The organism is Paenibacillus intestini, from assembly GCF_030803945.1.
In the GTDB taxonomy this organism is placed as follows: domain Bacteria; phylum Bacillota; class Bacilli; order Paenibacillales; family Paenibacillaceae; genus Paenibacillus; species Paenibacillus polysaccharolyticus.
On the sequence record NZ_JAURUN010000020.1, the window covers coordinates 1 to 13,968 of the forward strand.

Here is a 13,968-nt window from a genome sequence, read left to right on the forward strand (position 1 = left end):
CGAACACGACCGTTAAGCCCTCTAGCGCCGATGGTACTTGGACCGCAGGGTCCTGGGAGAGTAGGACGCCGCCAAGCAAAGAACCACTGCCGATGATGTTCGGTGGTGGTTTTTATTTTGTTTAAATTAGGGAAGAACATAAAAATCTTCATTAAAGGAATACTTAAACTACACTCAAAACAAAAGCAGGCGTCCGATCTGAATAAAAGGACGCCTTTTATTATATTATCAAGGCTTGTCCACCTAAGAAACACATTTGTATACAAAGGGAAGCACACCTGATTGTTCCAAGGAGTTTCCCTTGACATTCTAAATATCGCTTTGCTAAGATGGACAATAATATATTTTCAGAAAACGAATTTTCGGCATACAATACAGCCTGGAATCTTCGGGTTTTGGTCCGTAAAGCTGAGCAAACATAAGGAGGAACACTTGCGTGTGGGAAGATAAATTTGGTAAGGAAGGCTTCACCTTTGATGATGTATTGCTAGTGCCACGGAAATCCGAGACACTGCCTAAAGAAGTAGACGTATCCGTTCGTTTGAGTGATAACGTCAAATTGAACATTCCTTTGATTAGTGCAGGGATGGATACTGTTACTGAAGCGACACTGGCGATTGCCATTGCACGTGAAGGCGGTATTGGTATTATTCATAAAAATATGTCAGTTGAACAACAAGCTGAAGAAGTGGATCGGGTTAAACGCTCGGAGAGCGGTGTTATCACCAATCCTTTTTCACTTACAGCTGAACATCTGGTATCTGATGCTGAGGCAGTTATGGCAAAATACCGGATTTCTGGTGTGCCTATCGTTGAAGGAGATCAGAAGCTCGTAGGTATTCTGACAAACCGTGACTTGCGATTTATCCATGATTTCAACATCAAGATTAGTGAAGTCATGACGCGTGAGAATTTGGTTACAGCTCCTGTGGGTACAACACTGCAAGAGGCAGAAGGTATCTTGCAGAAGCATAAAATTGAAAAACTTCCATTGGTGGATGAGTCCAACACATTGAAGGGCCTTATCACAATTAAAGATATCGAGAAGGCCATTCAGTTCCCACAAGCTGCGAAGGATGCGCAAGGTCGCCTTTTGGTTGGTGCAGCCATTGGTATCTCCAAAGATACTTTTGAACGTGCAGACGCTTTGGTCAAAGCGGGTGTGGATCTGATTACAGTAGATTCAGCTCATGGCCATCATATTAACATTATTGAAGCGGTTCGCAAGTTACGCGAACGTTTCCCTGAGCTCACCATTATTGCAGGCAACGTTGCTACGGGTGAAGCCACACGTGATCTGATTGAAGCAGGAGCTTCGGTTGTTAAAGTAGGTATTGGGCCAGGCTCCATTTGTACTACTCGTGTTATTGCAGGTATTGGTGTTCCTCAAGTTACAGCTGTATATGATTGTGCAAGCGTGGCGCGTGAATACGGCGTACCTATCATTGCTGACGGCGGTATTAAATACTCTGGGGAGATCACCAAAGCTCTTGCTGCCGGTGCTCATGCGGTAATGCTGGGAAGCCTGTTTGCAGGAACAGCGGAGAGTCCAGGAGAAACGGAAATCTTCCAAGGACGTAGTTATAAAGTATATCGTGGTATGGGTTCAATGGCTGCAATGAAACAAGGCAGTAAAGACCGTTACTTCCAGGATGATGACAAAAAACTGGTTCCTGAAGGCATTGAGGGTCGAGTAGCATACAAAGGTCCTTTGTCTGATACAATTCATCAGTTGATCGGCGGATTGCGTTCGGGTATGGGATACTGCGGAACGAGTAATCTGGATCAATTGCGTAATGACACAAGCTTTATCCGTATTACAGGCGCTGGCCTTCGCGAGAGCCACCCACATGATGTGCAGATTACGAAAGAAGCACCTAACTACTCGTTGTAATCTGAAGTGAGTTAATGATTTCCAAGGCAGGCTCGGCGATTTTCGCCGGGCTTGTCTTTTTTTGCGGATACCCCTGTGATAGAATAGAACAAGCGGTGACCGTCCTAGGATGGAACGGGGCGTTGCGGCGATTTTTTGACGTGATCCATGATTTTTTTATGAGATTCAAAGTAAGCCAGTTATGACTTATCATACTAGAAAGAATGTTTATTACGTTTTACATAAGATAAGCATTCAGCAAGATGCGAGCGAAGTGACAATTGATCTGAATAATAGAGCAACGAACTTGCTCATTTCGATACAGCGCATTCAGCAGAGAACCACATATCCATTGACACAGTGACAGGGACTATGAAAATAGCAGCTTGAGCTGCACTGAGGCATTATTCAGAAGCTTCAGACCGAAGGGAGTATTCATCATTGAAAGCCAAACACATGAATAAGAAAAAACGTCAGATCCTCAAAAAGAGCGTAGCCTCCGTTATGCTCCTTAACATGCTATGCATGTCTGCAGTGATGCCTGTTATGGCCGCTGCCAGTGACTCTGGTCAGGTTCTGACTGCGGCAGCTACAACAACGAAAACGCCAGCAAAGGCCGTTAGTATCCCTTCAGTAGACTCGCTTGGACTTGATGTAAGATCGGCAGTCCTGATGGAAGCTTCTACAGGCCAGATTTTACTGTCAGTTGATGCGGATAAAGCGATGCCACCAGCAAGTATGACGAAGATGATGACAGAGTATATCGTTGCAGAACAGGTGAAACAAGGGAAGTTTGGTTGGGATACAGTAGTTACGGTTGGCAAGAACGCAGCTAAAAGTATCGGATCACGCATTTTCCTTGCAGAAGGAGACCAGCATACGGTAAAAGATCTGTATATCGCCATGGCTGTTGGATCGGCAAATGATGCTACCGTGGCATTGGCCGAGTATGTTGCCGGTTCGGAAGCTGAATTCGTAAAAATGATGAATGAGGAAGCGAAACGGATGGGTATGAAGGATACCCACTTCATTAACTCTACTGGTCTGGATCGTGCAGACATGCCAGCAGAATTCCGTCCAGCAGAAGACAAGGAAACGGTGATGTCCGCTTTAGACGCTGCTATTTTGTGTAGATATATCGTCAGAGATCATCCTGACTACAAAGATTTTACAACGATTCAATCCTACAAATTCCGTCCGAACGACAAAGCACCTATTATCAATTATAACTGGATGCTGGAAGCGAATAAAAATATAACCAACTTCAAAAGCTACGCTTACGAAGGCCTGGATGGTATGAAAACAGGCCATACGAGCAACGCAGGCAATAACTTTACAGGTACGGCTGAGCGTAACGGTATGCGTTTGATTAGCGTGGTGATGGGAACCGATTCCGAATCCGCACGTTTTAGAGAAACGAAAAAGGTGCTGGATTATGGTTTTGATAATTTTGAAGTAAAACAGGCTGTTGCAGGTAAAACCAAAGTTAAAGGCTGGGAAACGGTACCTCTGAAAAAAGGGAAAGAGACAACAGTTCCTGTCGTAACCGATAATGCAGTGAGCTTTGTTGTTCCTAAAGGCACTCAAGACCTGAACGTAACATTCAAAGCGAGTGTAACCGAAGCGGACAAACTGGTTGCACCAATTAAAGCGGGTACTAAGGTTGGTACGGTCACTTACACCTACAAAGCGGAGGGAATGGAACCTCAGGAAAAAACGGTAAACCTGATTACAGCCGAAGAGGCTGAGAAGGGCGGCTGGTTCCGCCTATTCTTCCGTGCGATCAAAGACTTCTTCGTTGATCTGTTCGATGGAATCAAAAACTTGTTTTAACCGAAAAATACAAACTAATACTGAATGAGTGGATTGTATATTTACGCTTTTTCCGGTAAAATATCAAGTTAGAATTCTACGTATTACAGTATAAAAGTCTAAGGTTCTTTCATCTGAATAGAAGCGCTATTATGCTTATTGAAAAATGGGAGACAACACATACACTACGGGGGGCTTGGAATATGGAAACGGGAACATCACGCGTTAAAAGAGGTATGGCTGAAATGCAAAAAGGCGGCGTAATCATGGACGTCATGAACGCTGAGCAAGCTAAAATTGCGGAAGCAGCAGGTGCAACAGCAGTAATGGCACTTGAGCGTGTTCCTTCTGATATTCGCGCAGCAGGTGGAGTGGCTCGTATGGCTGATCCAACGATTGTGGAAGAAGTAATGAAAGTTGTTACGATCCCTGTTATGGCCAAAGCACGTATTGGTCACTATGTAGAAGCTAAAGTACTTGAGTCACTGGGTGTGGATTACCTGGATGAGAGTGAAGTACTGACTCCTGCGGATGAAGTATTCCATATTGATAAACATGAGTTTACTGTACCGTTTGTATGTGGAGCGAAAGACTTGGGTGAGGCACTTCGCCGGATCGGTGAAGGAGCATCTATGATTCGTACAAAAGGTGAGCCGGGAACAGGCAACATTGTTGAGGCGGTACGTCATATGCGTTTCATTAACGGCCAAATTCGTAAAGTAACCAATATGTCAAAAGACGAGCTGTATGCCGAAGCGAAGAATCTGGGCGTTGCCTATGAGCTTCTACTGGATGTGCATGAGAACGGAAAATTGCCAGTGGTTAACTTTGCAGCGGGCGGCGTAGCCACTCCAGCAGATGCTGCACTTATGATGCACCTTGGAGCAGACGGTGTATTTGTAGGTTCTGGTATTTTCAAATCGGACAGCCCGGAGAAATTCGCACGTGCAATCGTTGAAGCAACAACACATTATACCGATTATAAATTGATTGCCGAGGTTTCTAAAAACCTGGGAGCACCAATGAAAGGCATCGAAATTTCCAAACTCGCACCTTCCGAGCGTATGCAGGATCGCGGCTGGTAAGAGAAGGGGAATTCAGACATGAAGATCGGCGTTTTGGCACTTCAGGGTGCTGTTACAGAACATATACGCAGTATTGAACGTGCTGGAGCTGAAGGTGTAGCCATTAAGCAAATTCAGCAGTTAGAGGAACTGGATGGCTTGATTTTACCGGGTGGAGAGAGCACAACCATCGGAAAGCTCATGCGCAAGTATGGGTTCATGGAAGCCATTCGTGCCTTCGCCGCAGCTGGAAAGCCGGTATTCGGTACCTGTGCGGGTCTGATCGTTATGGCCAAGCGTATTCAAGGTCAGGATGAGGCTCATCTGGAGCTTATGGATATGACCGTTTCCCGTAATGCTTTTGGGAGACAGAGAGAGAGCTTTGAGACAGACCTACCTGTAAAAGGTATCGATGAGACGGTACGGGCTGTATTTATACGCGCTCCGTTAATTGAGAGTGTTGGCGAACAGGTCGAGGTTCTTTCCACGTATAAAGATGAGATTGTGACAGCACGCCAGGGACATTTGCTGGCTTGCTCCTACCATCCAGAGTTGACGGATGACTACCGTCTACATGCTTACTTTGTAGACATGGCAAGGGCATATAAACAATCGGTAGAAGCAAAATAAAGTATGATGTACAACCTATGATCTCCCGGTCATCGGAGCACTCCTCAGTTGTCTGTTCTAGGCTACTGAGGCAGCTGCATCTGGACGGATGCCTCATGTTGCTTGTAACTGCTGCATAGCGGAATCGCAGCGGAGGTGGCAACCGGGGACATAGGTTGTTTTTTCGGTTATTAGCACATTGTAGGTTATAATAGATATTATTGTGTTTTTAAATGAAAGTATCGAGAACGGGCCTGACATGAGGCTCTATAATGTAGGTTTATTAGGAGGGGTACGTAGTGCTTGATGTGAAAATATTGCGGAATGAATATGCACGTGTAGAAGAAGCATTAAATAATCGTGGCAAATCGCTCGACCTGATTGCAGGGTTTACAGAATTGGATGCAAAGCGACGGGAATTACTGCAGGAGAGCGAGAATCTGAAAAGTCGCCGTAACACCGTGTCCGCAGAAGTAGCTAGACTGAAGAAGAACCGTGAGAACGCCGATGATTTGATTGTCGAGATGCGCGAGGTCTCCGATCGAATTAAAGCGATGGATGAGGAAGTACGTGAGCTTGAGGTTAAGATTAATGACCTCACGATGGCGATTCCTAACATTCCAAATGAAAGTGTGCCTGTAGGTACATCCGAAGAGGATAATGTTGAAATTCGCCGTTGGGAAGAGCCCAAGTCATTCTCTTTCACGCCAAAAGCGCACTGGGAGATTGCACAGGAGCTGGACATCCTTGATTTTGAAGCAGCAGCCAAAGTGACAGGTTCCCGTTTTACCTTCTATAAAGGACTTGGAGCGCGTCTGGAGCGTGCACTGATTAACTTTATGATGGATTTGCACAGTGATCAGCACGGATACGAAGAAATTTTGCCTCCATATATCGTGAACCGGGACAGCTTGTTTGGAACAGGCCAGTTGCCGAAGTTCGAGGAAGATCTGTTCAAGCTTAGAGATACCGAGTATTATCTGATCCCAACAGCAGAAGTACCCGTAACGAACTACCACCGTGAAGAAATTTTGAATGCCGATGATCTGCCGAAGCATTTTGTCGCATATAGTTCCTGTTTCCGCTCAGAGGCTGGTTCGGCTGGACGGGATACTCGTGGCTTGATTCGTCAGCATCAGTTCAACAAGGTGGAGTTGCTCAAGTTATCTTCACCAGAGACATCGTATGATGAGCTGGAGAAAATGACACAAAACGCAGAGCGTGTGCTACAACTTCTGGGCTTGCCTTACCGTGTGTTGACGCTCTGTACGGCAGATATGGGTTTCACTTCGGCTAAAACATATGATATTGAAGTGTGGCTGCCTGAGAGCAATACCTACCGTGAGATTTCATCATGCTCTAACTGCGAAGACTTCCAGGCACGTCGTGCCAATATCCGTTTCCGCAGAGAGCCTAAGGCGAAACCTGAATTTGTACACACACTGAACGGTTCAGGACTGGCAGTGGGACGTACAGTAGCAGCCATTCTGGAGAACTATCAGCAAGAAGACGGAACGGTGATTATTCCAGAAGCATTGCGTCCTTATATGGGTGGGATTGAAGTCATCGCTCGCCGTAAATAGTACGATGTTTAAGATAGCATAATTAACAAATCATCTTACTCCATTCGCCATTTGAGGATGGCGGGTGGGATGGGTGATGTGTTACAGTGCTGGAGGCTGTTAAATCCAGTTCTATTATAAATTTTAAATAAAAATACTTGCATTCCATCATTAATCTATGGTATGATACTTTTCGTGGCAAGTTTATAAAATATTTTTGGAGAGGTACCGAAGCGGTCATAACGGGGCGGTCTTGAAAACCGTTAGGGTGCAAGCCCACGTGGGTTCGAATCCCACCCTCTCCGCCATAACTTTTAAATGACACGCCGCATATGGATTTGCGGTGATTATGTTTGAAACGCACTAGACTGTTGAATAGCGGTCTGGTGCGTTTTTTGTGTTTGTGACCTTTAGAGATAAATCTAACGGGAGTTACTCGTAGGGGTGCTTTTATGAAGAAAATTAAAAGCATACCTAGAACGGTATGCCTTTAAACGAAACCTATGTAGTTTTGGCTTGCTTTTTAGATACTGCTATTTTCTTCTGCAATTCTTTATGTGCAGCAAAACTCATAATAAGGAAGATTAGGTTAACGACCGCAAAGACCGAATAGCCTGGTTGATACGTTATTGCTAATAACAAAGCTATCACTTCTGCTACGACTAGAATTGAAAAGGTTGTAAATGGTAATGTGAAAATAAAAGCCCATGCAATGAATTGAACGAAGATTAGTCCTCCGCTTAATATGCGTGTAGTCTCTCCATCATAACCTACAGGTTGTGTTGTCAGAAACTTAAAGAACATGAATACAAGCCAAAACGCGAAGATGATGCCTGTGGCAACTCTCAATAGATGATTCCCTCCTAACTCTATATAATGAAATGATTGTATCATGCACAATTGAATTTGTAATCATTTTAATGAAGTTTATGGTATGGCCAGATTCATTCATGCATAAAAACAACGTCTTCTCCGCACGTTATAGAAGTGGAGGTGGTAAAGATGAACCGCGAACTAAACATTGATCAGAACGAACTTGTAGGTGCTTGGCAGGAGCGTTTGCCTGAAGTCTTGAATGTGGGTGATCAGGCACAGGTTATGGCAGACGAAGCAAATCATCAGGCGATTCGGATACACATTGCTACAGCAGGTCACGAAATGTACTCTTTTGATTTTAAATGCCAATATGTTGATTCCCGTGAGGTCAGTGTAGAGCTAGTTGACGTGGAACGGGATGGGCGAACAACGGATGAGCGCACAGAACCGATTCAGGAACTGGCGCATGATTACACTCGGCATATTCACGAGTGTGCTCAGTCACTGCAATCGATAACGAAATCTTAACACGAACCAAAAGGGGTCGAATGGAATGACTAAAGCCAAATTGGGTGTGGATAAAAACCTGCAAAATGTTGTTGGAGATCTCGAACAAACTGTGGTTAACAGCCATCATGCACAGCAAATACAGCAAGATTCCAATGATCGCCGCCATCAGGATGCATTAAATCATGATAAAACGGAAGATAGAGACCCATCTCATTCCTAACCTATGATGAGGAGGCACTTATATGAGTAAACCAAAAGCAATTCCTGTACCCGAAGCTCAGGATAACCATCAGCAACGTCATTCATCCAAGCGTTCTTCCATGCAGGAACCATTGTCTGGCTCTAAAAAAGTGAAGAATCAGAATCATGTGGATCATCTAAATCCGGAGGGGTAACCTATAATGTTCTCGTGCAAAAGATAAGTACCAAACATAAAAAATCACTTCATTTCGAAAGTCCCTTGTTACCTAACAGGGGGCTTTTGCGTATTCATACATATGGAAAGACTAGCAGTCAGATCATCCCGTACCTGACATAGGTCTTTCTAGCCATTTTCAAGAGGAAAAATCACAATTTTCCCAAATTAGGTTTCAGTATCGGCCGAGATGGTATATCATTGGTATTGAATTATTTTTTTGGGGTTATCACGAGAGGAGAGAAACAAATGACTAAACGCATGGGGGCGCTTCTTCTTACGTTGTTGTTAACCGTATCTTTGGCTTTAACAGCATGTAGTAGCAAGCAAGAACCAAAAGAGGCATTGAAGACGGCTGCAGCGAATGCTTCTAAATTAACTTCGTACGAAATGAGTTCCAACTTTACAATTAATGAGTTGAGCTATAAACCTGGTGATGCATCTCAGACGGATCAAAGCATGACCCAGTTTATGAGCATGCTGAAGGACGCACAACTGAATGTCACAGGTGTATACCAAAGCGAGCCAATGCAGACAGAGATGACCGTTGGCATCGAGCTTAAAGGCGATATGGGGATGACTTTTAACATTCCTATGGTAATGACCAAAGAGAAATTGTATATAAAAGTGCCAAACATCCCATTCTTCCCGATTCCGGAAAATATGGTGGGCAAATTTATTGAATTCGACTTGAAAAAGCTGGCGGAGCAAGAGGGTACAGAATTTAACCCCGATGCACTGGACGCAGCCAAAACACAAAAGCTGAGCAACGAAATCATGGATGCGGTACTGGGTGAGTATGATGAAGCTAAGTTCTTCAAAAACCTCGACACCAAAGATGCAAAGTTGCCTGAAGGTGTAGACGCGAAGCAGGTTGTACAATTCTCTGTAAACAATGACAATGTGAAAGAAGCAGTTACTGTACTGGTAACCAAAGCACTTCCTAAAGTGATGGATATTGTCTCTAAAGAAGAGTACAGAGATATGTTGCAATTGAGCCAAGCAGATATTGACAAAGCCAAAGAAGATTTGAAAATCTCTGAAGCAGATCAAGCTGAAATGACTAAAGATCTGGATAAATTGAAAAACGTTCTGACAATCAACACATTCAACATTGATTTTGCGTTGGATAAAAACGACTTCCCAGTTTATCAAAAAATGGTCGCTGACATGCTGATCAAACCGGAAGATACCAAAGACGAAATGAAATTGGCCTTCACTGGTTCGAACACATACACTAAAATTAACGAAAAGCCTGAATTCAAAATCAACATCCCAACGGGTGACGATGTAATTACGATGGAAGAGTTCGAGCAATTGATGAACTCCTCTTACGGATATTAGGATCTAAACCTGATCTACAAATAAAACCCGCCTGATACTCAAGCAGAGAAAGCTCTTTTCCTGCTAGTATCTAGGCGGGTTTTATTTGTATAAATACCACTCGCTCCTGTACACAAGGAATGATGTGTTTATTATGTAGACAATCACTGAGGGTGCGGCAATGGGCTTAGCGCTGTAATTCATCTCCCAAATCTTCGGCAAGCACGGCGTAGATTTGATGATCCTGATAGACCCCGTTAATTTTCAAATATTTACGAGCGATCCCCTCATGCTGGAATCCGTTCTTCTCCAGTACCCGCTTAGAACCCTGGTTTGATGGCAATACAGCGGCCTGCACCCGGTTTAACTTCAGAACACGAAATCCATAGGCTACAGCCAGCTTTACCGCAGCAGTCATTCGTCCACCGCCTTGATAGTCCGGATGGATGAAGTAACCCATATCTGCATAATTAGCAACGCCGAGCACAACATTGTTCAGACTGACTTGCCCGATGAGGAGGTCATCCTTAATCGTGAAGATACCGAACTGATAACCGGTACCCTCGTCAGCAGCTCGCACGCGATCCTCAATGCGCCGGGTCTGAGCTTCAAGCGTGTAAAAATCATTTTCGCGAATTGGTTCAACTGCTTGATAAGGGATGCGGGTAAGCTCAATCAGTTCAAGATAGGCTTGTGCATCTTTGATGTCGAGTAAACGAAGACTTATGCCATGAGCTGTATCGTATAGTGTTAGTGCCATTGCAGCAAACATCCTTTCTCACATATTGTTTTCTTATGTTACAGGGTTATTATTTTTTACGCAAACGTCTGAAAAATTGAGTCAGCATGGAAGAACACTCCGGTTGTAGAACATCAGGGATAACCTCGGTTCTATGGTTGAAGCGCGGTTCTTGAAGTAAATTCATTAATGTCCCTGCACATCCTGCTTTGGGATCCGCAGTACCGAAGATAACGCGTGGAACCCTAGATTGTACAATCGCACCGGCACACATTGGACAAGGTTCGAGAGTAACGTACAGTGAACAGTCCAGTAAGCGCCAAGCTCCAATGACTTCGCTTGCCTCTCGAATGGCTACCATCTCCGCATGGGCAGTAGAATCGAGCGTGGTTTCCCGCAGATTATACCCACGACCGATAATCTCGTTGTTACGCACAATTACGGCTCCGATGGGTACCTCACCAAGCGCCTCTGCTTTCTGGGCTTCTGCAATAGCCTGCCTCATCCAATATTCATGCAGCTCTTCCTCGGGCAGCACTGTGAGATCAGGCTGGGGAAAATCATCCTTCATAGGCGTAAAACTCCCTTCTTCAACATTTATTCAGCGAACAAACATTCGGTTTGTTAACATGTTGTGCACAGAATTGTGGATAACTATTAGTTAATCACATAGTTATGAACATACTATCCACAACCCTGTGGATTTGTGAATAAATCAAGTGATACATCTCATTGCATTTCATGAAAAGTGAACATACAACAATATTCGATCTATTCAGCCAGAGCGGTAACTTTCGGGCAAAGGGCGATTATCCTTTTCAAATAGTCATACAAGCGTTATGATGGGTATAGGTTTTGCCATATATCGCCAGAGGGCATAAGCCGAGAGGTGAAGAACGAATTTGTCTATTAAAACGAAATTATCCATGATTATGTCGTGCTCGGTGCTCGTTATTTTGGTATTAAATATCGCACTGAGTTATTATACTACAGAAGAGAATTTGAGGCAGGATAGTGAGAACAAGATGGTACTCACAGCGAAACAGATCGCAATTTCTGTCGAACAAAATCAGTACAGTGCAGATTATGTAAAAAGACAGATTGGAAACAATCTGTGGCTTGCTTCTATTATGGCAGCAGAGGAATTAGATCCAGACATCAAGAACATTACCAATGAAGATCTGGTTCGTTTGAGTAAAAAAGTAGGTGTATCCCATATCTCACTCCTGGAACAGACGGATAATGACATTGTGGTTAACAGGTCCTCTGATCCAAGGGAGATAGGGCTCTCCACGAAATCAATGACGTACTGGTATCAGGCGTTTAAGCAGTTATTTGAGAAGCATCAGGTAACGATTCCCGAGGGGCAGAAGCTTGATCATTTCTGGTCAGATGGTTTCGAGTATTCGACGTCCAGTCCTACAGATGTTGATATCTGGGGTTATTACCATGATGGAAAGAGAAATTACATAATCAACCCCTTCTATAATAATACTGAAGTAGATGACTATGTGAAGATCTCTAGCCCGGATGAAATCTTAAATAAAATCCGTGAAGTCAATCCCTCCATTTTGGAGATTACAGGCATTAATCCATTGACGTTTGCGAGCCCGGATATGAGCGATGATGGAAGAGATACGAACTTCAGCAAACTGAATAACAGACCGATCCGTTTTGGTACATATCAGTATGGCTCGGTAGATGAAGACCATCGTGCTGTGGTGCGAGCTGTTCGCACAGGGCAGAATGTGTCTTTCGTGAGTGAAACACATGATCAGAAGGTTTTGAAGAGTTTTATTCCGATTTTCACACCGAATGAGTCTTCATATGTGATCAGTATTGTCATGGATTACAAACAAATATCCTCGATGGTATCTGAACAGCTGGTCAGCCATGCTTCGATATCTCTGGTCTTGCTGGAGATTGTGATCTTTGGCAGTTACTTGCTTGCTGGTTACATTACACGTCCCATCCAATCGATCTTGGGCAAGGTGAATGATGTGGCGGATGGGCATTTTGATTTCCGTCTGAAGATTAAACGCAAGGATGAGCTGGGACAGCTCGCCAACCGGATTAATGCGATGATTCGAAATCTGGGTCACTATACAAGTCGTCTAAAGCAGATGTATGAAGAGAACCGGGCAGTGAAGGAGCATCTGGAGTCTATCATTAATCAGACAGCTGATGCAATTCATATAACAGACCTTGAAGGAAAAGTGCTACGGGTTAACCGTGCATTTGAACAATTATATGGTTTTCGTAGCCGTGAGGTGGAAGGACGTTCGCTCAAGATTATTCCTCCTGAAGCGGAAGAAGAAATGAAGCAGCAGCATGCACAGCTTATTGAAGGCATGTCGATTACGTCTAATGAAACGATCTGGATGAAAAAAGACGGAACCCGGGTTGAAGTCAGTGTAAGTACGGCGCCTGTACGCGACGAGGCTGGTGAGATTACAGCTCTCATCAGTGTCTCAAGGGATATTACAAGCCGTAATCGGATGGAAGAGCTGCTTAGACGGTCGGAGAAGCTAACGACGGTTGGACAGCTAGCCGCCGGAGTAGCCCATGAGATTCGCAATCCACTTACAACGTTGCGCGGTTTCCTACAGCTTCAACAGGAGAGCAACAAGCTAAATCATCGCCATCTGGATCTGATGTTATCTGAGCTTGACCGAATCAACCTGATCGTAGGCGAGTTTTTGATTCTGGCGAAGCCGCAAGCAGTTCATTTTCAAGAGCGGGATATTCGTTTCATTCTTGGGGATGTTATCTCATTGCTGGATAGTCAGGCACATCTGCACGGGGTTGAGTTTGTGTTGCATGCATCATCGGATTCAGCTATGGTACACTGTGAAGAGAATCAGTTAAAGCAAGTATTCATCAATGTCCTCAAAAACGGTATGGAAGCTATGCCGAATGGAGGAAGCATCCATATCAAGCTGAAGGTTAACGAGCAGGCCAACCGGGTTAGGATTGAAATTAAGGATGAAGGCATTGGCATCCCGGAAGAAATGATGGCAAAGCTTGGTGAGCCGTTCTTCACGAACAAAGAATCCGGCACAGGACTCGGCCTCATGGTAAGTCAGCGAATTATTCAATCCCATAAGGGCATGATGGATATTAAGAGTGCTATGAATAGGGGAACCACTGTCATTATTGAACTGCCGGCTTCTGAAGTGCAGACACAGTTACAGGAGGCAGATCCATCAGCGGAAGAACAACAACCAGATGAAGAGAACTAGATG

Annotated in this window: 13 protein-coding genes, 1 tRNA gene and 1 rRNA gene; 12 read left to right on the forward strand and 3 right to left on the reverse strand. The window is 44.3% G+C overall.

All coding sequences use genetic code 11. The features are described from left to right. The 7 genes from rrf to J2T16_RS27835 form a co-directional block, all read left to right on the forward strand. A 5S ribosomal RNA gene (rrf, locus tag J2T16_RS27805) occupies nucleotides 1–77 on the forward strand; the annotation flags it as partial. A 359-nt stretch (nucleotides 78–436) separates the two neighbouring features. Then, entirely contained in the window at nucleotides 437–1,894 is a 1,458-nt protein-coding gene (guaB, locus tag J2T16_RS27810; protein WP_090924897.1) for an IMP dehydrogenase, read from the forward strand. A 420-nt stretch (nucleotides 1,895–2,314) separates the two neighbouring features. Further along, complete coding sequence (locus tag J2T16_RS27815; RefSeq protein WP_090924896.1) at nucleotides 2,315–3,706, forward strand: D-alanyl-D-alanine carboxypeptidase family protein; 1,392 nt, start codon at nucleotides 2,315–2,317, stop codon at nucleotides 3,704–3,706. A gap of 182 nt (nucleotides 3,707–3,888) precedes the next feature. Further along, on the forward strand, nucleotides 3,889–4,770 hold the full coding sequence (pdxS, locus tag J2T16_RS27820; protein ID WP_024628815.1) for a pyridoxal 5'-phosphate synthase lyase subunit PdxS: 882 nt from the start codon (nucleotides 3,889–3,891) through the stop codon (nucleotides 4,768–4,770). 18 nt (nucleotides 4,771–4,788) lie between these two features. Next, complete coding sequence (pdxT, locus tag J2T16_RS27825; protein ID WP_339834437.1) at nucleotides 4,789–5,379, forward strand: pyridoxal 5'-phosphate synthase glutaminase subunit PdxT; 591 nt, start codon at nucleotides 4,789–4,791, stop codon at nucleotides 5,377–5,379. A gap of 278 nt (nucleotides 5,380–5,657) precedes the next feature. Continuing rightward, nucleotides 5,658–6,941 (forward strand): serine--tRNA ligase, encoded by a 1,284-nt coding sequence (gene serS, locus J2T16_RS27830; protein ID WP_090924894.1) that lies wholly within the window; start codon nucleotides 5,658–5,660, stop codon nucleotides 6,939–6,941. A 198-nt stretch (nucleotides 6,942–7,139) separates the two neighbouring features. After that, nucleotides 7,140–7,228: transfer RNA gene (locus J2T16_RS27835), tRNA-Ser, on the forward strand. A gap of 193 nt (nucleotides 7,229–7,421) precedes the next feature. Here J2T16_RS27835 and J2T16_RS27840 read toward each other — a convergent pair. Further along, nucleotides 7,422–7,769 carry a hypothetical protein gene (locus J2T16_RS27840; protein WP_090924893.1) on the reverse strand — a complete coding sequence of 116 codons (348 nt, stop codon included), beginning with the start codon at nucleotides 7,767–7,769 and terminating at the stop codon, nucleotides 7,422–7,424. 153 nt (nucleotides 7,770–7,922) lie between these two features. On the opposite strand from J2T16_RS27840, the gene J2T16_RS27845 reads away from it, so the two are divergent. The 4 genes from J2T16_RS27845 (at nucleotide 7,923) to J2T16_RS27860 (ending at nucleotide 10,005) form a co-directional block, all read left to right on the forward strand. Further along, on the forward strand, nucleotides 7,923–8,264 hold the full coding sequence (locus tag J2T16_RS27845) for a hypothetical protein (protein WP_090924892.1): 342 nt from the start codon (nucleotides 7,923–7,925) through the stop codon (nucleotides 8,262–8,264). 25 nt (nucleotides 8,265–8,289) lie between these two features. Continuing rightward, the gene (locus J2T16_RS27850; RefSeq protein WP_221790065.1) at nucleotides 8,290–8,466 is read left to right on the forward strand and encodes a hypothetical protein; all 177 of its coding nucleotides are present in this window, start codon (nucleotides 8,290–8,292) and stop codon (nucleotides 8,464–8,466) included. Nucleotides 8,467–8,488: 22 nt separating this feature from the next. Then, nucleotides 8,489–8,641, forward strand: coding sequence for a small acid-soluble spore protein P (locus J2T16_RS27855; protein WP_123067169.1), 153 nt, complete (start codon nucleotides 8,489–8,491; stop codon nucleotides 8,639–8,641). Nucleotides 8,642–8,910: 269 nt separating this feature from the next. Then, complete coding sequence (locus J2T16_RS27860) at nucleotides 8,911–10,005, forward strand: hypothetical protein (protein WP_090924890.1); 1,095 nt, start codon at nucleotides 8,911–8,913, stop codon at nucleotides 10,003–10,005. Nucleotides 10,006–10,171: 166 nt separating this feature from the next. Here the strand turns inward: J2T16_RS27860 and J2T16_RS27865 are convergent, their stop codons facing one another. Together J2T16_RS27865 and tadA are read right to left on the reverse strand one after the other, a co-directional pair. Beyond that, a complete protein-coding gene (locus J2T16_RS27865; protein ID WP_221790067.1) occupies nucleotides 10,172–10,744 on the reverse strand; it encodes a GNAT family N-acetyltransferase in 573 nt (190 codons plus the stop codon). A 49-nt stretch (nucleotides 10,745–10,793) separates the two neighbouring features. Further along, on the reverse strand, nucleotides 10,794–11,294 hold the full coding sequence (tadA, locus tag J2T16_RS27870; protein ID WP_221790069.1) for a tRNA adenosine(34) deaminase TadA: 501 nt from the start codon (nucleotides 11,292–11,294) through the stop codon (nucleotides 10,794–10,796). A gap of 355 nt (nucleotides 11,295–11,649) precedes the next feature. On the opposite strand from tadA, the gene J2T16_RS27875 reads away from it, so the two are divergent. Next, nucleotides 11,650–13,965, forward strand: coding sequence for a PAS domain S-box protein (locus tag J2T16_RS27875; protein ID WP_260511034.1), 2,316 nt, complete (start codon nucleotides 11,650–11,652; stop codon nucleotides 13,963–13,965). The last annotated feature ends 3 nt before the right edge of the window (nucleotides 13,966–13,968 follow it).

Excerpts from the sequence above, each read along its gene's own strand:
- J2T16_RS27865 (WP_221790067.1), bottom strand. The coding sequence starts at position 10,744 with ATGGCACTAACACTATACGATACAGCTCATGGCATAAGTCTTCGTTTA.
- pdxS (WP_024628815.1), top strand. The coding sequence starts at position 3,889 with ATGGAAACGGGAACATCACGCGTTAAAAGAGGTATGGCTGAAATGCAA.
- J2T16_RS27875 (WP_260511034.1), top strand. The coding sequence starts at position 11,650 with ATGATTATGTCGTGCTCGGTGCTCGTTATTTTGGTATTAAATATCGCA.
- J2T16_RS27845 (WP_090924892.1), top strand. The coding sequence starts at position 7,923 with ATGAACCGCGAACTAAACATTGATCAGAACGAACTTGTAGGTGCTTGG.
- pdxT (WP_339834437.1), top strand. The coding sequence starts at position 4,789 with ATGAAGATCGGCGTTTTGGCACTTCAGGGTGCTGTTACAGAACATATA.
- J2T16_RS27850 (WP_221790065.1), top strand. The coding sequence starts at position 8,290 with ATGACTAAAGCCAAATTGGGTGTGGATAAAAACCTGCAAAATGTTGTT.
- J2T16_RS27860 (WP_090924890.1), top strand. The coding sequence starts at position 8,911 with ATGACTAAACGCATGGGGGCGCTTCTTCTTACGTTGTTGTTAACCGTA.
- J2T16_RS27855 (WP_123067169.1), top strand. The coding sequence starts at position 8,489 with ATGAGTAAACCAAAAGCAATTCCTGTACCCGAAGCTCAGGATAACCAT.
- tadA (WP_221790069.1), bottom strand. The coding sequence starts at position 11,294 with ATGAAGGATGATTTTCCCCAGCCTGATCTCACAGTGCTGCCCGAGGAA.